Raw genomic sequence first — 19876 nt, forward strand, 5'->3', positions numbered from 1 at the left:
GCCCCGTCTGGCCCGCAGGGGGAAATTAGTCTTCGTCAAACCCGGCGTTGAACAGCGCGATCACCGCAGCCAGCGCCTCGGCTTCCTGTGGACCGCTGGCTTCCACCTCAATTTGCCGCCCTTTGGCGGAATCAAGCATCAGCAGGGCGATGACGCTATTGGCTTCCGCCTCCGTGCCTTCATCGTTGCGCAGCAGCACTTCCGCATCGAAATTCTGCATCAGCTCGAACAGCTTCATTGCCGGGCGCGCGTGCATGCCCAGCTTATTGGTGATTTCAACGGTCTGCTTTACGGTCATGATTTACGTTTTTCCAACGTCCGGTGACGAGACTGCACGTTCTTGCCGCGCGAGCGGAAGTAGTCAGCCAGCTGCTCGGCGATATAAACCGAGCGGTGCTTACCGCCAGTACAACCAATGGCTACCGTCAGATAGCTGCGGTTATTGGTTTCCAGCATCGGTAACCATAGCTCAAGATAGCTACGGGTCTGATAAATAAAGTTGTGCACTTCCGTATGGCGATCGAGGAAGGCGGCAACAGGCTTATCCAGACCGGTCATCGGGCGCAGCTTCGGATCCCAGTGTGGGTTAGGCAGGAAGCGTACGTCAAAGACGTAGTCAGCGTCGATAGGGATACCGTGTTTGAAACCGAAAGATTCAAACACCATCGTCAGTTCGCGTTCGCGTTTGCCTAACAGGCGAGTACGCAGCATCTCGGCCAGTTCGTGCACCGACATTTCAGAAGTATCGACGATCAGATCCGCGCGGGAACGCAGCGGCTCAAGCAGATCGCTCTCTTCATCGATCGCGCTTTCCAGCGACAGATTTTTGCTGGAGAGTGGGTGTAAACGACGGGTATCGCTGTAACGGCGGATCAGAGTGTTGCGGTCGGCATCAAGGAACAGCAGCTGCGGCGAAAAGGAGTCCGGCAGATTATTCATTGCCTGTTCGAAGATTTCCGGCGATTCCGGCATGTTACGCACGTCGATGCTAACGGCCGCGGAAATATTGCGGTCGGCCAGCGTTCGCGCCAGATCGGGCAACAGCACCACCGGCAGGTTGTCTACGCAGTAGAAGCCCATATCTTCCAGCGCTCGCAGGGCGACGGATTTCCCCGAGCCAGAGCGGCCGCTGACGATCATCAGTACCATGTACCGTTTCTCCTCAGTACGATAAAGGTTAAGTCGCGACTTTGGTTAAGCGTCATCGCTGCTGCCTGCTTCGGTGATGATCTCATACAACTCTTCATCGCTCACCGCAGCGCGAAGGCGACGGCAGATGGTTTTGTCTGCCAGACGTTTGGCGACCAACGAGAGCGTATGCAGGTGGGTTTTGGTTTGATCGGCTGGCACCAGCAGGGCAAACAGCAGATCGACCGGTTGATTGTCGATCGCATCGAAAGCGATCGGCGTTTCCAGCTGCACAAAAACGCCAACGGCGCGCAGGGTATCCTCTTCGAGTTTACCGTGAGGGATCGCAATGCCGTTGCCGATCCCGGTACTGCCCATTTTTTCACGGGTGAGGATCGCTTCAAATACCACCTGTGGCGGTAAACCTAACTGCTTTGCCGCCAGTTCGCTGATGATTTCCAGCGCGCGTTTCTTGCTCTGGCAGTGAACCTGGCTACGGGTACATTCCTGGTTAAGGACATTGCTCAGTTGTAGAGCGGAATCGTTGTTCATCATAATTTCACCTGAGCTGCCCTTATCCGCGGGCTGCGGACAAGGGCGATCGCCCGGACAATTAGTGTTGTTTCAGTTTATCTTTATGTTTTGTTAACTGTCTTGCCAGCTTATCGATGAGGCCATCGATAGCGGCATACATATCCTGCCCTTCCGCGCTGGCATGGATTTCGCCGCCGTTGACATGCAAATTGGCATCCGCGATTTGCGTCACCTTCTCTACTTTTAACACAATATAGACCTGATTGATCCTATCGAAAAACTGCTCCAGTTTGCCGAACTTCGAGGTGACGAAGTCGCGCAGGGCGGGAGTGATTTCGACGTTGTGTCCTGTAATGTTGAGCTGCATAGCGTCTTCCTTATCGGTTGTGTCAAACCAGCTGTTTGCGCTGGTTTGACGGCGGAATGGATAAAGACTCTCGGTACTTAGCAACAGTGCGGCGCGCCACCATAATACCCTGATCGGAGAGCATGGTGGTGAGCTTGCTGTCGCTCAACGGCTTCGCGGGGTTTTCCGCGGCGATTAACTTCTTCACCAGCGCGCGAATTGCGGTGGACGATGCCTCGCCGCCGCCTTCGGTATTCACGTGGCTGGAGAAGAAATACTTCAATTCAAAAATACCGCGCGGACTGTGCAGATATTTTTGTGTGGTAACGCGTGAAATCGTCGATTCGTGCATCTCGACGGCCTGGGCGATATCCGCCAGTACCATCGGTTTCATAAACTCTTCGCCCTGTTCAAAGAAGGCTTGCTGCTGTTCAACGATGCAGCGGCTGACGCGCAGCAGGGTGTCGTTACGGCTCTCAAGGCTCTTGATCAGCCAGCGGGCTTCCTGCAGGTTACTGCGGATAAACTGGCTGTCGGCGTCATTGCGCGCGTTGCTGCCCATCGCGGCGTATTGCTGGTTGATCTTCAGGCGCGGAATGCTGTCGGAGTTGAGCTCGACGACCCAGCGACCGCTGCTCTTGCGCACCAGTACGTCCGGGATGACGTATTCCGGCTCGCTGGTCTGAATGGACTGGCCTGGGCGCGGATCCAGTGACTGGATCAGGCATACCGCTTCTTTCAGCACCTCTTCTTTCAACCGGGTCACGCGCATCAGGCTGCGGAAGTCGTGATTGGCCAGCAGATCGAGATGTTCGCTGATGATCAACTGAGCTTCTTCCAACCACGGCGTCTCTTTCGCAAACTGTGAAAGTTGGATTAACAGGCAGTCGCGCAGATCCTTGGCGGCGACGCCGACCGGATCAAAGCGCTGTACGCGTTTGAGAACCGCTTCGACTTCCTCAATGCCAATGTCGTCGTCTTCAATGCTGTCGACGATATCCAGAACAGGAATGGTGAGGTAGCCGGTATCGTCAACGGCGTCGACGATCGAAGTGGCAATGGCACGGTCGGTGTCGGTGAAGGGGGTGAGTTCCACCTGCCACATCAGGTAATCCTGCAGGCTTTGCGTAGTTTCACCCTGATAGATAGGTAGTTCGTCATCCTGATAGTCGACGCCATTGCCCGATGGCGTGCCGGCGGTGTAGATCTCATCCCAACTGGCGTCCAGCGGGAGCTCTTCCGGCATCTCTTTCTGTTCGAGCGCGTCAACGGTATCCAGGGACTCGCGGTCCTCGGTTTCTTGGGTTTCAACCTCTTCGTGAAGATCGGTTTGCTCGAGCAACGGGTTACTCTCCAGAGCTTGCTGGAGTTCTTGCTGGAGTTCTAACGTGGACAACTGCAACAAGCGGATAGCCTGCTGCAGTTGAGGCGTCATGGCAAGCTGTTGGCTTAGCCTTAATTGCAAACCTTGCTTCATGTTCAGGGTCAATATCTCCGGCTAAAACGTCTATAACCTCTACCCTATCAGAGTCTGAAGTCTTCCCCAAGGTACACGCGTTTAACCTGCTCGTCTTCAAGGATTTGCTGCGGGGTGCCGTGGGCGATCAGGTGGCCCTGGCTCACGATATAAGCACGTTCGCAGACCGCCAGCGTTTCCCTGACGTTATGATCAGTGATAAGGACGCCAAGCCCGCTGTCGCGCAGGTGTTCGATGATGCGTTTGATGTCGATAACGGAGATCGGATCGACCCCGGCGAAAGGTTCATCCAGTAGAATGAACTTCGGGTTTGCCGCTAAGGCGCGGGCAATTTCGACGCGGCGGCGTTCACCACCGGAGAGCGCCTGGCCTAAGCTATCGCGCAGATGTTCGATATGGAATTCTTCCATCAGCTCTTTGGCGCGATCGTCGCGCTGCTCGCTGCTGAGATCGTCGCGAATCTGCAGAACCGCCATCAGGTTGTCGTAGACGCTCAGGCGGCGGAAGATCGAGGCTTCCTGCGGCAAATAACCGATACCGCGGCGCGCGCGGGCGTGCAGCGGCAGCAAACTGATATCTTCATCATCGATGATAATGTTGCCGGCGTCGCGCGGTACGATACCGACCACCATGTAAAAGGTGGTGGTCTTACCGGCGCCGTTCGGACCAAGCAGACCGACAATTTCGCCGGAGTTGACGGTCAGACTGACGTCTTCTACCACGCGGCGGCCTTTGTAGGCTTTGGCGAGGTTCTTTGCAGTTAATGTTGCCATAACGGATTACTTACCTTTCTTTTGCTGATCGCCGCTTTTGTCCTGCAACTGCGAAGGCACCAGGACCGTGGTCACGCGACCGCCTTTGTTGCTGAAGGCCTGCATTTTCTGCTCTTTCACCAGATAGGTGATTTTGTCGCCCTGAATATTGCTATCCAGCTGCTCCAGGTGCGCGTTGCCGGTCAGCACCACAAAGTCGTTTTGCAACTCATAATGCATTTTCGAGGCGCGGCCTTTCACCGGTTTGCCGTTGTCCTGCATCTGGTAGAACGTCGCCGGGTTGCCGAAACCGTCGATGACTTCTTTGCCTTTTTCACCTCCAGGGCGGGTGACGACTACTTTATCGGCATTGATCTTAATGGTTCCCTGGGTGACGACCACGTTGCCGGTAAAGGTCACCACATTGCCCTGCATATCCAGCGACTGCTGATCGGATTCGATATGAATCGGCTGATCGGTATCACCGGTTTTTGCCAGCGCCGGCAGGCTGGCGGCCAGAAGCGCGCTGGCGAGCGCAATGTTAAGGCTGAGTTTGTTTGTTCTGAATTTCATAAGAGGTTCTAACCTTTTCAATCAGCTCGGCATTTTTGCTGCGTAGGTTCCCGCGCATTTTCAGGCCGCTGGAATTAAATGTTGTTCCGTACAACGTCACCATATCGTCAGAGGTTACATCCTGGGTCACCAGGTTTACCTGTGCGTTATCGGTCGTAATTTTGCGCAGTTGAGAGTCGGCGCTCAGCGCGTTGACCTCAACGTGGCCGTAAAGATACAGCATACGGTCGTTGGTTAACTTGGCTTTATCCGCTCTGATCGACCAGGTCGGAACCTTATTGGTATCAAAGGTGGTCATCACCGGGTTGGTGAACCACGAGACTTCCTGTTCGGAAAAATACTCGACGTGCTCGGCTATCAGACGATAGCTCAGCGCGCCTTCCGGGCTATACACCACGGTGTCAGTGTGCTCGCTTTTATACGTCGGATCGTTAGGATTGACCGCGACGGCCGCGGTGTCGTCCGTACTCGCCAGGTTCAGGCCGATCAGGATCAACGCGACCAGCGATAGTAAGATGATAACCCAACGTCTGGTTTTACTCATATTGATTGCCCTTTGGCCTCATCAAGCTTGCCCTGCGCCAATAGTAACAAATCGCAGACTTCGCGTACCGCACCGCGTCCGCCGTTAATTCGGGTGATATAATTCGCACGCGGCAACAGAAGCGGGTGCGCATCGGCGACCGCGACGCTTAAACCGACTTCCGCCATCACCGGCCAGTCGATCAAATCGTCGCCGATATAAGCCACTTCATCCGGGCGAACCGCCAGTTTGCTTAATAATTCGCGAAACGCCAATAGCTTATCGGATTGTCCTTGATACAGATGCGTAATGCCCAGCGTCTGGCAACGGTCTTCTACCAGTTTAGCTTTTCGCCCGGTAATAATCGCCACTTCAATACCGGAAGTCAGCGCGCAGCGGATCCCGTAGCCATCGCGGACGTTAAACGCTTTCAGCTCTTCGCCATTGTTGCCCATATAGATAAGGCCGTCGGAGAGTACGCCGTCGACGTCGAGGATCAGTAAACGGATCTTCGCCGCCCGATCGATAAATTCCTGGCTTACCGGCCCATAGCAGGTTGTGACCTGGGCATCAGCATTATTCATATTTTATCCTTACTTACACTACGCCAGCGCGCAGGAGATCGTGCATATGTACCACACCTAACAGCCGGTCGCCATCGGCAACCAGCACGCAGGTTATATGACGGGATTGCATCAGGTTCAGCGCATCCACCGCCAGCATACCTGGACGGATGCGGATCCCGCCAGGAGTCATCACTTCCGCGATGCTGGCGTTGCGCATATCGACACCGGTATCGAATACACGGCGCAGGTCGCCATCGGTGAAGATGCCAATAATGTTCATCTCATCATCGCAGATGGCCGTCATGCCTAAATTCTTACGCGTGATTTCCAGCAACGCATCGCGCAAGGTGGCCTGAATACCGACGTGCGGGATTTCATCACCGGTGTGCATAATATCATTGACTCGCAACAGCAGCTTACGACCAAGTGCGCCGCCGGGGTGCGACAGGGCAAAATCTTCAGCGGTAAAGCCGCGCGCTTCGAGCAGCGCCACGGCGAGGGCGTCGCCCATCACCAGTGCGGCGGTGGTGCTGGAGGTCGGCGCCAGCCCAAGCGGGCAGGCCTCTTTTGGCACTTTTACGCACAGATGAATATCGGCAGCGCGCGCCATGCTGCTGTCAGGACGGCTCGTCACGCAGATAAGCGGCACCTGCTGGCGCTTAAGTACGGGGATCAGCGCCAGTATTTCGTTTGATTCGCCGGAGTTTGACAGCGCAATGACCACATCCTGCGGCGTGACCATTCCCAGATCGCCATGAGCGGCTTCGCCAGGGTGGACAAAGAAGGAAGAGGTGCCGGTACTGGCGAATGTCGCCGCCATTTTGCGCCCGATATGGCCGGATTTGCCCATGCCCATGACCACGACTTTGCCGCCGCAGCGGAAAATCGTTTCACAGGCGCGGGTGAAATCTTCATTAATATATTGATCGAGCTGGGCCAGACCTTCACGTTCAATTTCCAGAACCTGACGTCCTGCTTGTTGAAAGTCAAAATCCGTTGGCAAATCTATTTGCGACATGATGTTATCCCGATTCATTCAACGAAGAACGGCGCTGAACAGAACAGCACCGCTAACCAAACCACAAAACCGCCGACCAACAAGGCGCCCGCGACACGCCCCGGCTGGCGTTTACGGCGCCAGCACAGCAGCGCGAAGATCACGCTGACCAGCAGCATGATGCTGTAGTCGCGCGTAAAGGCTTCGGCAGGGAAGGCGCCAGGCGCGATAAGCGCCGGCAGCCCGAGAACCAGTACAAGGTTAAGGATATTGGCGCCAATGATATTCCCGATGGCGATATCGTCTTCCCCTTTTCGTGCACCAGCGATAGCGGTGGCCAGTTCCGGCAGGCTGGTGCCGATGGCGATAACCGTTAAACCGACCGTCAGTTCGCTTATCGCGAAATAGTTTGCCAACACCGTCGCGTTATCCACCACCATGCGGGTCGCCATTGGCATGATAATCATCGCAACGCCGAGCCAGAGCAGAGCAACAGGCAGCGAGCCGCCGCGCGGCAGTTCCGCCAGTTGCTCCTGAGTCAGGCTATCGGTTCCCTGGCGTTCCGCCAGGCGAGCTATTTTAATGGTGAAGACCAGCCACAGTATGGCCAACGCCAGTAAAAACAGGCCATCCAGACGCGACAGCTGACCATCGTAGAGCACAAACCCCGCCAGCAAACTGACCAGCAACATTAGCGGTAATTCGCGGCGCAGGATATCAGAATGCACGGTAAATGGATGGAGCAAGGCGGCAAGACCGAGAATTAATAAAATATTCGTCATGTTGGATCCCAGCGCGGTGCCGATCGCCAGATCGGTCTGCCCGTGCAGGGAGGCGGCGGCGGAAACGATGATCTCCGGCAAGCTGGTGCCGATACTGACCACCGTCATCCCGATGATAAGCGGCGGGATCCCCATCATGCGACACAATATTGAAGCGGCGTATACCAGACGATCGGCGCTGTAAACCACCAGCAGTAAACCAATTATTAACAGAGCCGTTGCTAAGAGCATCTAAAGTCCTTTCTTCAGGTATAATCGTCGCCTCGCTGGCCGTCCGTACGCAGCGTAACGAATTCTTAATTTTGACTTTATGTGTGGCAAAAGTAAAACAAATGCCAGCTTTCGCTAACCCGGGCAGGTAAGATTCTGTAAAAATGTTGGGTTTGTGGTGAAAGAAAGCGCCATGCTTAGCTCGAAGGTTTAGTAAGGATGATTTTATGAGCCAAACTCTGGCGAATTTAGTCGACGTTCGCGGTATTCGTTTCTCTCGGGGCGACCGTGTGATCTTCGACGATATCTCGCTATCGGTGCCTCGCGGCAAGATTACCGCCATCATGGGGCCATCGGGGATCGGCAAGACGACCCTGCTGCGGTTGATCGGTGGACAGATCCCGCCGGACAGTGGCGAGATCCTGTTCGATGGTGAAAACGTGCCGCAGATGACGCGCTCGCGCCTGTACACCGTTCGTAAGCGCATGAGTATGCTGTTCCAGTCCGGCGCGCTGTTCACCGACATGAATGTGTTTGATAACGTGGCTTATCCGCTGCGCGAACATACGCGCCTGCCTGAAGCGTTGCTGCACACCACCGTGATGATGAAGCTGGAAGCGGTTGGGCTACGCGGCGCGGCGCAGTTGATGCCTTCGGAGCTCTCCGGGGGGATGGCGCGGCGCGCGGCGCTGGCGCGGGCGATCGCCCTTGAACCGGATCTCATCATGTTTGATGAACCTTTTGTCGGGCAAGATCCCATTACCATGGGCGTCCTGGTTAAACTTATATCAGAGCTGAATAGTACCCTGGGGGTGACCTGCATCGTGGTATCACACGACGTACCGGAAGTGCTCAGCATTGCGGATTACGCATATATCGTGGCAGATAAGAAAATCGTTGCCCACGGCAGCGCGGCGTCCCTGCGGGAAAATAGCGACCCGCGCGTGCGCCAGTTCATTGATGGTATCGCTGACGGCCCGGTGCCGTTCCGCTATCCAGCGGGCGACTATCGCCATGATTTATTAGGCAAAGGGAGTTAAACGACTCATGCTACTCAATGCGCTGGCATCGCTCGGGCATCGCGGGATCAAAACCACCGCGGCCTTTGGGCGCGCCGGATTAATGCTTTTCAACGCCGTGGTGGGTAAGCCGGAATTTCGTAAGCATGCGCCGCTGCTGGTACGTCAGCTCTATAACGTTGGCGTGTTATCGATGCTGATCATTATCGTTTCTGGGCTGTTCATCGGCATGGTGCTGGGGCTGCAGGGCTATCTGGTCTTAACAACCTATAGCGCGGAAACCAGCCTGGGCATGCTGGTGGCGCTGTCTCTGCTGCGCGAACTGGGGCCGGTCGTCGCCGCGCTGCTGTTCGCCGGGCGCGCCGGTTCGGCGTTAACCGCCGAGATTGGTTTGATGCGCGCCACCGAACAGCTCTCCAGTATGGAGATGATGGCGGTGGATCCGCTGCGCCGCGTCATTTCGCCGCGTTTCTGGGCCGGGGTTATTTCGCTACCGCTACTGACGATTATTTTCGTCGCGGTGGGTATCTGGGGCGGCTCGCTGGTCGGCGTAAGTTGGAAAGGCATCGATGCCGGGTTCTTCTGGACCGCGATGCAAAATGCCGTCGACTGGCGGATGGATCTGGTTAACTGCCTGATTAAAAGTCTGGTTTTCGCCATTACGGTGACCTGGATTGCGTTATTCAATGGTTATGACGCTATCCCCACTTCCGCTGGGATCAGCCGGGCAACGACGCGCACTGTGGTGCATTCGTCGCTGGCGGTTCTGGGGCTGGATTTTGTGCTGACTGCGCTGATGTTTGGGAATTAAGTTCATGCAAACGAAAAAAAATGAGATCTGGGTAGGTGTGTTCTTACTGGCGGCGCTGCTGGCAGCGTTGTTTGTCTGCCTGAAGGCGGCAAACGTCACCTCGCTGCGTACCGAACCGACTTATCGTCTTTACGCAACCTTCGATAACATCGGCGGTCTGAAGGCACGCTCGCCAGTGCGTATTGGCGGTGTGGTCGTCGGCCGCGTTGCGGATATCACCCTCGACCCGAAAACCTATCTGCCGCGTGTCGCTCTCGATATCGACGACAGCTACAACCATATTCCGGACACCAGCTCGCTGGCGATTCGCACTTCTGGTTTACTTGGCGAGCAGTACCTGGCACTGAATATCGGTTTCGAGGATCCGGAATTGGGGACCGCTATTCTTAAAGACGGCGGCACGATCCAGGATACCAAGTCCGCGATGGTGCTGGAGGACCTGATTGGCCAATTCCTCTATAACAGCAAGGGCGGCGATAATCAGAATTCTGGCAGTGATAAAGCAGCGGAAGCAGGCCATACTGACGCTACGCAGCCAGCTGGCACGACGCATTAATTTCAGGAGAGACAAGATATGTTTAAACGCTTACTCATGGTCGCCATGCTGGTGATTGCCCCGTTGACCGCCGCGCATGCCGCGGATCAGACTAACCCATACAAGCTGATGGACGAAGCGGCGCAGAAAACCTTCGATCGTCTGAAAAACGAACAGCCGAAGATCAAGGCTAATCCGAACTACCTGCGCGACATCGTCGATCAGGAACTGCTGCCGTACGTGCAGGTGAAATACGCCGGTGCGCTGGTGCTGGGCCGTTATTACAAAGAGGCGACGCCTGCACAACGTGAAGCTTACTTTGCCGCGTTCCACGATTACTTGAAACAGGCTTACGGCCAGGCGCTGGCGATGTACCACGGCCAGACCTACCAAATCGCGCCTGAGCAGCCGTTGGGCAGTGCGACTATCATTCCAATTCGTGTGACCATCCTCGACCCGAACGGCCGTCCTCCGGTGCGCCTGGACTTCCAGTGGCGTAAAAATACCCAGACCGGCAACTGGCAGGCCTACGACATGATTGCCGAAGGCGTCAGCATGATCACCACTAAGCAAAACGAGTGGAGCGACCTGCTGCGGACTAAAGGCATTGACGGTCTGACCGCGCAACTGAAAGCGATCTCCGCGCAGCCGATTACCCTGGAACAGAAAAAATAATGAGCGAACAGCTGAGCTGGAACCGTGACGGCGAACGCCTGGCGTTGCGCGGCGAGCTGGATCAAGAGTTTATTCTGTCGCTGTGGAATGCGCGCGCGCAGGCGACTGAGGGAGTGTCGATTATCGATCTCAACGAGGTCACTCGGGTCGATAGCGCTGGCGTCGCGTTGTTAGTCCATTTTGTCGCGCTGATCCGTCGGCAGGGCAAAGAGGTGCAGCTCGTTGGAAAAAGCGAAAACTTGCAAACGTTGGTCAGTCTTTACAACCTGCCAGCTGACATGATCCCTTAATTTTTTCAGTAGGTTATTACTGAAGCTATTCTGAAAGCCCCGTCAATCTATTCGATGGGGCTTTTTGCTTGTTTAAGACAGCGCCACTTTCCTCTAAGATGTTGGGCTGTTTTCACTCTCAGAAAAATTTGATCCCATGGAAAATCATGAAATTCAGACCGTGCTGATGAACGCACTCTCCCTTCAGGAAGTCCACGTCTCTGGCGATGGCAGCCACTTTCAGGTTATCGCTGTGGGGGAGATGTTCGATGGCATGAGTCGGGTAAAAAAACAGCAGTCCGTTTATGCACCGCTGATGGAATTTATTGCCGACAACCGTATCCATGCTCTGTCGATCAAAGCGTTTACCCCGCAAGAATGGGCGCGCGATCGCAAACTTAATGGCTTTTAAGCGGTAGGGATATCCCCTACCGCGTTGATGAATTTTTAACAGAGAACAGAATCAATGGATAAATTCCGTGTTCAGGGGCCGACTCGCCTTCAGGGCGAGGTCACCATTTCCGGCGCTAAAAACGCTGCCCTACCAATCCTCTTTGCCGCGCTGCTAGCCGAAGAGCCGATTGAAATCCAGAACGTACCGAAGCTGAAAGATATCGACACCACTATGAAGCTGCTGAGCCAGCTGGGCGCGAAAGTTGAGCGCAATGGTTCTGTATGGATCGATGCCGGCCCGGTTGATGTTTTCTGTGCTCCATACGATTTAGTGAAAACCATGCGTGCTTCCATTTGGGCGTTGGGGCCGCTGGTGGCGCGTTTCGGCCAGGGTCAGGTTTCTCTGCCGGGCGGCTGTGCTATCGGTGCGCGTCCGGTCGACCTGCACATTACCGGTCTGGAACAGTTGGGCGCGGAAATCAAACTGGAAGAAGGCTACGTGAAGGCGTCGGTCAACGGGCGTCTGAAAGGCGCGCACATCGTGATGGACAAGGTCAGCGTAGGCGCGACGGTCACTATCATGAGTGCCGCGACGTTGGCTGAAGGCACGACCATCATCGAAAACGCCGCTCGTGAGCCGGAAATTGTCGATACTGCCAACTTCCTTAACGCGTTGGGCGCAAAAATCACCGGTCAGGGTAGCGACCGTATCACCATTGAAGGCGTTGCGCGCCTGGGCGGTGGTGTGTACCGTGTGCTGCCGGACCGCATTGAAACGGGTACTTTCCTGGTTGCCGCGGCGATCTCCGGCGGGAAAATCCTTTGCCGTCATGCGCAGCCTGATACCCTGGATGCGGTACTGGCGAAACTGCGTGAAGCAGGGGCGGACATTGAGGTTGGTGAAGACTGGATTAGCCTTGATATGCACGGCAATCGTCCTAAAGCGGTTAATGTACGCACCGCGCCGCACCCGGGCTTCCCGACGGATATGCAGGCGCAGTTCACGCTGCTCAACCTGGTGGCTGAAGGGACTGGCGTGATTACCGAAACCATCTTTGAAAACCGTTTCATGCACATTCCGGAATTGATCCGTATGGGCGCGCACGCGGAAATCGAAAGCAACACGGCGATTTGCCACGGCGTCACGCAGTTGTCCGGGGCTCAGGTGATGGCGACCGACCTGCGTGCATCGGCAAGTCTGGTGCTGGCGGGTTGTATTGCGGAAGGGACGACTATCGTTGACCGCATCTACCATATCGATCGCGGCTATGAGCGTATCGAAGATAAACTGCAGGCCCTGGGCGCGAACATCGAACGCGTTAAGGGAGAGTAATCCTGCTGCGGTAGCAGCCCTCTGACGTGCGTCTGGGGGCTGTTATCGAGTTCCCCTCACGTTAAGTCTTATTTCTCTTCTGGCGCATCATCTGCGTTCTGTCGATGAACTGATGGGTAATCGGGTCGTGGTAACGCGATGGCCAGATGACCCATGGATCGGTCCCTAGTGCATTAGCAATGATGAGCTCGCCTTTCGGCCACGGGCGTGTTAGCGCATTGGCAAGCGTAGAAGAGCTGAGTCCGTGACGTCGCGATTCTGCTGCTAACGACGTCCCCTTTTTGTGAAGGCCGGCAATAATATCCGCTGAATGCCAGTCGATGAACTTATCCATAAATTCTCCTGGTGATAACTGTCTGCACGTCGGTACGGACGGTTGAATCACTATACCCTGGTTCTTGTATGGGTTTAACAAGTTCCTGTATTATTCTTATACATTCAGAATGTATTGAGATCTTGGGCGTTATTCGAAGGGAATCGGATTTTATTGGAACTCTCCCGCGTGGTGCGCGCGGGAGAGGGAGAGGGGAATTAGTGGTCGCGCTGAACGGCAATATGGGCAAGGCCGATGAGCGCTTCGCGCCATGGCGTATTCGGCAGAACTTGCAGCGCGGCGATCGCTTTATCCGCTTCTTCTTCCGCACGTTGCTGCGTCCATTCCAGCGAACCGCAGTCTGCCATGGTTTCAAGCACGGCGTCCAGCAGATGGCGCCCGTTGCCTTGTTCAATCGCGCCGCGAATCATCGCCGACTGATCGGGGGTGCCGTGGCGCATGGCGTGCAGCAGCGGCAGCGTCGGTTTGCCCTCGTTCAGGTCATCGCCGACGTTTTTACCCAGGCGCTCGCCGTCCGAGCTGTAATCCAGCAGATCGTCAATCAGCTGGAAAGCGGTGCCGAGATAACGGCCGTAATCCTGCAATGCGCGTTCTTCTTCCGCGGTACAACCGGCCAAAATGCCTGAACATTGTGAAGCCGCCTCGAAGAGTCGCGCGGTTTTGCTGTAAATCACCCGCATATAATTTTCTTCGGTGATATCCGGATCGTTGACGTTCATCAACTGCAGCACTTCACCTTCGGCGATGACGTTAACGGCTTCTGACATCACTTCCAGCACCTTCAGAGAACCGAGACGGGTCATCATCTGGAAGGCGCGGGTATAGATAAAATCGCCGACCAGTACGCTGGCCGCGTTGCCGAATGCCGCATTGGCCGTGGCTTTGCCGCGACGCATATCGGATTCATCGACAACATCGTCATGCAGCAAGGTCGCGGTATGAATAAATTCGATCAGCGCGGCGATATTGACATGCGCATCCCCCTGATAGCCCACCGCGCGAGCGGCGAGCACGGCGATCATCGGACGAATACGTTTACCGCCTCCGCTAACGATGTAATAGCCTAACTGATTGATCAGCTGAACATCTGAGTCGAGTTGCTCAAGGATTGCCGCATTGACACCCGCCATATCCTGCGCGGTTAACTCATTGATTTTTTCTAAATTCATCGCAAAAGCCGGGCCAAATGTCCTGTTACCGCGAATCCAGGTGGGATCACAGAAGGATTAAGATAGAATTAAAAGAAGATATGATTGTACTGAAAAATCAGCGCAGATAAACGTTAGCGTGAAAGTTGTGTTTTTTTTCTGCGTTGATCGATGATCGCTCTTGTCAAAGGGTCGCGTTTTGCGTAATATTCGCGCCCTATTGTGAATATTTATAGCGCACTCTGAATCACACGAAGAGGTGCGCGGAAGCGGAGTTTTATATGTACGCGGTTTTCCAAAGTGGTGGTAAACAACACCGAGTAAGCGAAGGTCAGACCGTTCGCCTGGAAAAGCTGGACATCGCAACTGGCGAAGCTGTTGAGTTCGCTGAAGTTCTGATGATCGCAAACGGTGAAGAAATCAAGATCGGCGTTCCTTTCGTTGAGGGCGGCGTAATCAAAGCTGAAGTTGTTGCTCACGGTCGTGGCGAGAAAGTTAAAATCGTTAAGTTTCGTCGTCGTAAACACTATCGTAAGCAAGCAGGCCACCGTCAGTGGTTCACTGATGTGAAAATCACTGGCATCAGCGCCTAAGACTTGAGGGAGTAGATTTAAATGGCACATAAAAAGGCTGGCGGCTCGACTCGTAACGGTCGCGATTCAGAAGCTAAACGTCTGGGCGTAAAACGCTTCGGCGGTGAAGCAGTTCTGGCAGGTAGCATCATCGTTCGTCAACGTGGTACCAAATTCCACGCTGGCACCAACGTTGGTTGCGGCCGTGACCACACTCTGTTCGCTTTGACTGACGGTAAAGTCAAGTTCGAAGTTAAAGGCCCGAAAAACCGTAAATTCATCAGCATCGTTGCTGAATAAGTTTTTCGCGTCCTGGTGACGGATGAAAGCCCCGCAACACGTTGCGGGGCTTTTTACATTAGAATCCCGGAAAAATTTCTGCAGGGAAAACGGGTATCATGAAGCAGCAGGCCGGCATTGGCATTCTTTTGGCGCTTACTACCGCGATGTGTTGGGGTGCGTTGCCGATTGCAATGAAGCAGGTTCTCGAAGTGATGGAGCCGCCGACGGTGGTCTTTTATCGCTTTTTGATGGCCAGTATTGGTCTTGGCGCGATCCTCGCTATCAAAGGTAAACTGCCGCCGCTGCGTATTTTTCGTAAGCCGCGCTGGTTGGTCTTGTTAGCGATCGCCACCGGCGGTCTGTTCGGCAACTTCATTCTGTTCAGCTCTTCCCTGCAATATCTCAGCCCCACGGCTTCCCAGGTGATCGGCCAGCTATCGCCGGTCGGCATGATGGTGGCAAGCGTCGTGATTCTGAAAGAGCGCATGCGCGGCACCCAGGTTGTGGGGGCGCTGATGCTGCTCAGCGGGTTGGTCATGTTCTTCAACACCAGCCTGATTGAAATCTTTACCCGTCTCACGGACTACACGTGGGGGGTAATTTTCGGCGTCGCCGCGGCAACGGTGTGGGTAAGCTATGGCGTCGCGCAAAAGGTGTTATTGCGGCGTCTGGCGTCACAGCAGATACTCTTTTTGCTGTACACTTTATGTACGATTGCATTACTGCCGCTCGCCAAACCTGGGGTAATCTCCCAGTTAAGCGACTGGCAACTGGCTTGCCTGATTTTTTGCGGGCTGAATACCCTGGTCGGCTACGGGGCGCTGGCGGAAGCCATGGCGCGCTGGCAGGCGGCGCAGGTCAGCGCGTTAATTACTTTGACGCCACTGTTTACGCTACTGTTTTCTGATTTATTATCAATGGCCTGGCCCGATGTTTTCGCCAGACCGATGTTAAACCTGATTGGTTATCTCGGTGCGTTTGTCGTGGTTGCGGGCGCGATGTATTCCGCCATTGGCCATCGTCTTTGGGGACGTTGGCGTAAGCGAGAAGCGGTTGTGCCGCTGCCCCGCTCAGGCGAATGATTTACGGAGAGTAAAATGAAGTTTGTAGATGAAGCAACGATCCTGGTCGTAGCAGGTGACGGCGGCAATGGTTGCGTTAGCTTCCGCCGCGAAAAATATATTCCGCGAGGCGGCCCGGACGGCGGCGACGGCGGTGATGGCGGCGACGTTTGGCTGGAAGCGGACGAAAACCTGAACACCCTGATCGACTACCGTTTTGAAAAGTCTTTCCGCGCAGAACGCGGGCAGAATGGCCAGAGCCGTGACTGTACCGGTAAACGCGGTAAAGATGTCACGGTGAAAGTGCCTGTAGGGACGCGTGTCATCGACCAGGGGACTGGCGAAACCATGGGTGATATGACCAAGCACGGTCAACGTCTGATGGTCGCTAAAGGCGGTTGGCACGGTTTGGGCAACACCCGTTTCAAATCTTCCGTTAACCGTACACCGCGCCAGAAGACCATGGGTACGCCAGGCGATAAACGTGACCTGCAGCTCGAACTGATGTTGTTGGCTGACGTCGGGATGCTGGGGATGCCGAATGCCGGTAAATCCACCTTCATCCGCGCAGTATCCGCGGCGAAGCCGAAGGTGGCCGACTATCCGTTTACCACCCTGGTGCCGAGCCTTGGCGTGGTGCGAATGGACAACGAAAAGAGCTTCGTGGTCGCCGATATCCCGGGCCTGATTGAAGGCGCGGCGGAAGGCGCGGGCCTTGGTATCCGCTTCCTTAAGCACCTTGAACGCTGCCGTGTGCTGTTGCACCTCATCGACATCGAGCCGATCGACGGTTCCGATCCGGTTGAAAACGCGCGCATTATCATCGGCGAGCTGGAAAAATACAGCGAGAAGCTGGCTTCCAAACCGCGCTGGTTGGTCTTCAACAAGATTGACCTGATGGATAAAGCGGAAGCAGAAGCCAAAGCGAAGGCGATTGCCGAAGCGCTGGGCTGGGAAGAGAAGTTCTACCTGATCTCCGCAGCCAGCCAGCAGGGCGTGAAAGATCTGTGTTGGGACGTGATGACCTTCATCATCGAAAACCCGATCGTGCAGGCGGAAGAAGAGAAGAAGGCGGAGAAAGTCGAGTTTATGTGGGACGACTATCACCGTCAGCAGCTTGAAGAAGCCGAAGCCGAAGGGGAAGATGACGAAGATTGGGATGACGATTGGGACGAAGACGACGAAGAAGGTGTCGAATTCATCTACAAACGTTAATCCTGACGTCTCCCGGCAGCGTACTGTTGGATCAAAAAGGGCCGCATTTGATGCGGCCCTTTTGTTTTAGTTGTTCTGGTACAAATCTTTATACAAGCGGCTTTCGAAGCGCACCAGCGGGATACGGCGGTTGCGTTGATCGCCTGGCGGTACCGCATAGCCGGAGAGATACTGGACAAAAGCGATCTTCTGCCCGCTGGCCGTTGTGATGAAGCCTGCCAGGTTATACACCCCTTGCAGCGAACCGGTCTTCGCGGAAACTTTACCGTCGACGCCTGCCTGATGGAGGCCAGCACGATACTGCAAAGAGCCATCGTGCCCGGCAAGCGGTAACATCGAGATAAAGTTGAGTTCGTTATCGTGCTGAGCGATGTACTGCAGTACCTGCATCATTGTCGCTGGCGCAATAAGGTTGTGACGCGACAGACCGGAACCATCGGCAATAATGGTGTTACCGAGGTCAACGCCCGCTTGCTGGCGCAGAATTTGTCGCACCGCGTCGGAACCGGCGCGCCAGGTCCCCGGTACGCCCATCCGCGCATGGCCGATCGTGCGGAAGACGGTATCGGCAATCATGTTGTCCGATTTCTTCAGCATGATGCGCAGAAGGTCATGCAGCGGCGCCGACTGAGTGGTCGCCAATACGGTACCCGGATCGTTGGCTAGCGTCTGACGCAACAGAGTGCCACTGTAGGTAATACCCGCATCAGCCAGTTCTGCTTTGATAATCGCTCCGGCATACGCCGCGCCATCCTGAATGGCGAACGCCAGCGGCAGTGGTTCGCTGCGCTGTGGCAGGCAGCCGGTGAGGGTATAGCGGTTGAGGTCGCCCGGAACGACGTCCAGTTCGCAGTACTGTGCTTCCGATGAGCCGCGCGCTAACGTCCGTACCTGGCTGAACATGGTGACCGGATAATAAGATGCGACGCGGATAAAGGCCAGATCGCCTGGTTTCTGTGCGCTATAGAGCGAAACAGAGAAACAGTTACGGTCGATAATCGCCGCGGCAGGCGGGGCGCTGAAGCACTGGGTCATGTCGTTCCACGGCCAGCCTGGCGCTTTATCGTGGCTGGCGAAAACCGAGGTATCGATAAGCACGTTGCCTTCAATTCGTTGCACGCCGGCTTTTTTCAGCGCCGCGACCATATTGCGAATATCCTGACGCTTCAGCGTCGGATCGCCGCCGAAACGGGCAATCAGGTCGCCTTTCAGCACGCCGCCGTCAAGGGTGCCTTTGGTTTCCAGCGTCGTGGTGAAACGGAAATCCGGCCCCAGTTGCAACAGCGCGGCCAGCGCGGTAATCACTTTCTGGGTACTGGCGGGCAGCGCCATCTGCTGGCCGTGGAAGTCTATCTCCGGCGTCTGGGCGCCAACCTTTTGCGCTATAAAAGCAAGGTTCGCGCCAGCAGGAAGCTGGTTGATGTACTCGTCAATATTTGCGGCCTGAGCGCTGAGCGCTATACCGGCAGTCAATCCGATGATAAATCTGGGAAATCGCATAATCTCGCGCTAACAACCTGAAACCAGGCCGTCATACTACGGTGCAACGCCCTGTAAAGTAAACGATGACCCATAGTGAACTTCAGGGTAAAATACGTATCAAATTGAAAATTGCTGCTGACCTGGGGATTGCTTCCCGGGTCGGTTTTCTTTTTGCTCCGGCCATGGTTAAGACGTGTCCGGTGGCGGAACGGCGGCGTCCGTTCCATGAAGGAATGATAAAGAGGTATAACAATGCAAGCTATTCCGATGACCTTACGTGGTGCAGAAAAACTGCGCGAAGAACTGGATTTCCTGAAGTCCGTACGTCGTCCTGAGATTATTGCAGCTATCGCTGACGCGCGTGAGCACGGCGATCTGAAAGAAAACGCTGAATACCATGCCGCTCGCGAGCAGCAGGGCTTCTGCGAAGGTCGTATCAAAGATATCGAAGCGAAACTGTCTAATGCGCAGGTGATCGATATCACTAAGATGCCGAACAACGGCCGCGTGATTTTCGGCTCCACGGTCAGCGTGCTGAACCTGGATAACGACGAAGAGCAGACTTACCGCATCGTGGGTGATGACGAAGCTGATTTTAAGCAGAATCTGATCTCTGTGAACTCGCCGATCGCTCGTGGTCTGATTGGCAAAGAGCAGGATGACGTCGTGACTATCCGTACGCCGGGTGGGGAAGTGGAATACGAAATTATCAAGGTTGAATACCTGTAAGGCGTATTTCCCGCTACGATGTTTATAGATTGTAAAGAAAGGAAAAAGGCCGCATAGCGGCCTTTTATCAACGTCAGGAGCATGGCATTTTGCTCGCCTACCCGCAGAAATCCCTCGTTTTACACAATGT

Annotated in this window: 26 protein-coding genes; 12 read left to right on the plus strand and 14 right to left on the minus strand. The window is 55.0% G+C overall.

Features of this window, described 5'->3' with window-relative positions; translation table 11 throughout:
- Positions 1–25 precede the first annotated feature (25 nt).
- From npr to PYR66_02495, 11 genes are read right to left on the minus strand one after another with little or no spacing between them, the layout of a single operon-like run.
- The gene (gene npr, locus PYR66_02445) at positions 26–298 is read right to left on the minus strand and encodes a PTS phosphocarrier protein NPr (protein WEF28618.1); all 273 of its coding nucleotides are present in this window, start codon (positions 296–298) and stop codon (positions 26–28) included.
- A complete protein-coding gene (rapZ, locus tag PYR66_02450; GenBank protein WEF28619.1) occupies positions 295–1149 on the minus strand; it encodes an RNase adapter RapZ in 855 nt (284 codons plus the stop codon). The genes npr and rapZ overlap by 4 nt, the downstream gene beginning before the upstream one ends.
- Positions 1150–1194: 45 nt before the next feature.
- On the minus strand, positions 1195–1683 hold the full coding sequence (gene ptsN, locus PYR66_02455) for a PTS IIA-like nitrogen regulatory protein PtsN (GenBank protein WEF28620.1): 489 nt from the start codon (positions 1681–1683) through the stop codon (positions 1195–1197).
- A gap of 58 nt (positions 1684–1741) precedes the next feature.
- Positions 1742–2029 carry a ribosome hibernation promoting factor gene (hpf, locus tag PYR66_02460; protein WEF28621.1) on the minus strand — a complete coding sequence of 96 codons (288 nt, stop codon included), beginning with the start codon at positions 2027–2029 and terminating at the stop codon, positions 1742–1744.
- A gap of 22 nt (positions 2030–2051) precedes the next feature.
- Positions 2052–3485 carry an RNA polymerase factor sigma-54 gene (rpoN, locus tag PYR66_02465; protein WEF28622.1) on the minus strand — a complete coding sequence of 478 codons (1434 nt, stop codon included), beginning with the start codon at positions 3483–3485 and terminating at the stop codon, positions 2052–2054.
- A gap of 47 nt (positions 3486–3532) precedes the next feature.
- Entirely contained in the window at positions 3533–4258 is a 726-nt protein-coding gene (gene lptB, locus PYR66_02470) for an LPS export ABC transporter ATP-binding protein (GenBank protein ID WEF28623.1), read from the minus strand.
- A 6-nt stretch (positions 4259–4264) separates the two neighbouring features.
- Entirely contained in the window at positions 4265–4810 is a 546-nt protein-coding gene (gene lptA, locus PYR66_02475) for a lipopolysaccharide ABC transporter substrate-binding protein LptA (protein WEF28624.1), read from the minus strand.
- The gene (gene lptC / locus PYR66_02480) at positions 4779–5354 is read right to left on the minus strand and encodes an LPS export ABC transporter periplasmic protein LptC (protein WEF28625.1); all 576 of its coding nucleotides are present in this window, start codon (positions 5352–5354) and stop codon (positions 4779–4781) included. The genes lptA and lptC overlap by 32 nt, the downstream gene beginning before the upstream one ends.
- Positions 5351–5917 carry a 3-deoxy-manno-octulosonate-8-phosphatase KdsC gene (gene kdsC, locus PYR66_02485; GenBank protein ID WEF28626.1) on the minus strand — a complete coding sequence of 189 codons (567 nt, stop codon included), beginning with the start codon at positions 5915–5917 and terminating at the stop codon, positions 5351–5353. The genes lptC and kdsC overlap by 4 nt, the downstream gene beginning before the upstream one ends.
- A gap of 13 nt (positions 5918–5930) precedes the next feature.
- Entirely contained in the window at positions 5931–6917 is a 987-nt protein-coding gene (gene kdsD / locus PYR66_02490; protein ID WEF28627.1) for an arabinose-5-phosphate isomerase KdsD, read from the minus strand.
- A 14-nt stretch (positions 6918–6931) separates the two neighbouring features.
- Positions 6932–7909, minus strand: coding sequence for a calcium/sodium antiporter (locus tag PYR66_02495; GenBank protein ID WEF28628.1), 978 nt, complete (start codon positions 7907–7909; stop codon positions 6932–6934).
- Between the two features lie 206 nt (positions 7910–8115).
- Between PYR66_02495 and mlaF the strand changes: the two genes are divergently transcribed.
- The 7 genes from mlaF to murA all read left to right on the plus strand — a co-directional run bounded on the left by mlaF (position 8116) and on the right by murA (position 12923).
- A complete protein-coding gene (mlaF, locus tag PYR66_02500) occupies positions 8116–8928 on the plus strand; it encodes a phospholipid ABC transporter ATP-binding protein MlaF (GenBank protein WEF28629.1) in 813 nt (270 codons plus the stop codon).
- A gap of 7 nt (positions 8929–8935) precedes the next feature.
- Positions 8936–9718, plus strand: a complete 783-nt coding sequence (gene mlaE / locus PYR66_02505) for a lipid asymmetry maintenance ABC transporter permease subunit MlaE (protein ID WEF28630.1) — start codon at positions 8936–8938, stop codon at positions 9716–9718.
- Between the two features lie 4 nt (positions 9719–9722).
- Positions 9723–10274 carry an outer membrane lipid asymmetry maintenance protein MlaD gene (gene mlaD, locus PYR66_02510; protein WEF28631.1) on the plus strand — a complete coding sequence of 184 codons (552 nt, stop codon included), beginning with the start codon at positions 9723–9725 and terminating at the stop codon, positions 10272–10274.
- 18 nt (positions 10275–10292) lie between these two features.
- Positions 10293–10928 carry a phospholipid-binding protein MlaC gene (mlaC, locus tag PYR66_02515; GenBank protein ID WEF28632.1) on the plus strand — a complete coding sequence of 212 codons (636 nt, stop codon included), beginning with the start codon at positions 10293–10295 and terminating at the stop codon, positions 10926–10928.
- On the plus strand, positions 10928–11218 hold the full coding sequence (gene mlaB / locus PYR66_02520) for a lipid asymmetry maintenance protein MlaB (GenBank protein WEF28633.1): 291 nt from the start codon (positions 10928–10930) through the stop codon (positions 11216–11218). The genes mlaC and mlaB overlap by 1 nt, the downstream gene beginning before the upstream one ends.
- Positions 11219–11354: 136 nt before the next feature.
- On the plus strand, positions 11355–11609 hold the full coding sequence (gene ibaG, locus PYR66_02525; protein WEF28634.1) for a BolA family iron metabolism protein IbaG: 255 nt from the start codon (positions 11355–11357) through the stop codon (positions 11607–11609).
- 54 nt (positions 11610–11663) lie between these two features.
- Positions 11664–12923, plus strand: a complete 1260-nt coding sequence (gene murA / locus PYR66_02530; protein ID WEF28635.1) for a UDP-N-acetylglucosamine 1-carboxyvinyltransferase — start codon at positions 11664–11666, stop codon at positions 12921–12923.
- Between the two features lie 61 nt (positions 12924–12984).
- Here the strand turns inward: murA and sfsB are convergent, their stop codons facing one another.
- Positions 12985–13257, minus strand: coding sequence for a DNA-binding transcriptional regulator SfsB (gene sfsB, locus PYR66_02535; GenBank protein WEF28636.1), 273 nt, complete (start codon positions 13255–13257; stop codon positions 12985–12987).
- Between the two features lie 197 nt (positions 13258–13454).
- The gene (gene ispB / locus PYR66_02540) at positions 13455–14426 is read right to left on the minus strand and encodes an octaprenyl diphosphate synthase (protein ID WEF28637.1); all 972 of its coding nucleotides are present in this window, start codon (positions 14424–14426) and stop codon (positions 13455–13457) included.
- Positions 14427–14686: 260 nt separating this feature from the next.
- Here ispB and rplU point away from each other — a divergent pair, with 260 nt between their 5' ends.
- The 4 genes from rplU to cgtA all read left to right on the plus strand — a co-directional run bounded on the left by rplU (position 14687) and on the right by cgtA (position 17535).
- Positions 14687–14998: a 50S ribosomal protein L21 gene (gene rplU / locus PYR66_02545; GenBank protein ID WEF28638.1), complete on the plus strand. Its 312-nt coding sequence runs from the start codon at positions 14687–14689 to the stop codon at positions 14996–14998.
- 21 nt (positions 14999–15019) lie between these two features.
- Positions 15020–15277 carry a 50S ribosomal protein L27 gene (rpmA, locus tag PYR66_02550; GenBank protein WEF28639.1) on the plus strand — a complete coding sequence of 86 codons (258 nt, stop codon included), beginning with the start codon at positions 15020–15022 and terminating at the stop codon, positions 15275–15277.
- Positions 15278–15375: 98 nt separating this feature from the next.
- Entirely contained in the window at positions 15376–16341 is a 966-nt protein-coding gene (locus tag PYR66_02555; protein ID WEF28640.1) for a DMT family transporter, read from the plus strand.
- Between the two features lie 15 nt (positions 16342–16356).
- Positions 16357–17535: an Obg family GTPase CgtA gene (gene cgtA / locus PYR66_02560; protein ID WEF28641.1), complete on the plus strand. Its 1179-nt coding sequence runs from the start codon at positions 16357–16359 to the stop codon at positions 17533–17535.
- A gap of 66 nt (positions 17536–17601) precedes the next feature.
- Here the strand turns inward: cgtA and dacB are convergent, their stop codons facing one another.
- Positions 17602–19035, minus strand: a complete 1434-nt coding sequence (dacB, locus tag PYR66_02565; protein WEF28642.1) for a serine-type D-Ala-D-Ala carboxypeptidase — start codon at positions 19033–19035, stop codon at positions 17602–17604.
- Between the two features lie 234 nt (positions 19036–19269).
- Between dacB and greA the strand changes: the two genes are divergently transcribed.
- The gene (gene greA, locus PYR66_02570) at positions 19270–19746 is read left to right on the plus strand and encodes a transcription elongation factor GreA (protein ID WEF28643.1); all 477 of its coding nucleotides are present in this window, start codon (positions 19270–19272) and stop codon (positions 19744–19746) included.
- Positions 19747–19876: the final 130 nt, after the last annotated feature.

This window comes from Klebsiella aerogenes (assembly GCA_029027985.1).
In the GTDB taxonomy this organism is placed as follows: Bacteria; Pseudomonadota; Gammaproteobacteria; order Enterobacterales; family Enterobacteriaceae; genus Klebsiella; species Klebsiella aerogenes_A.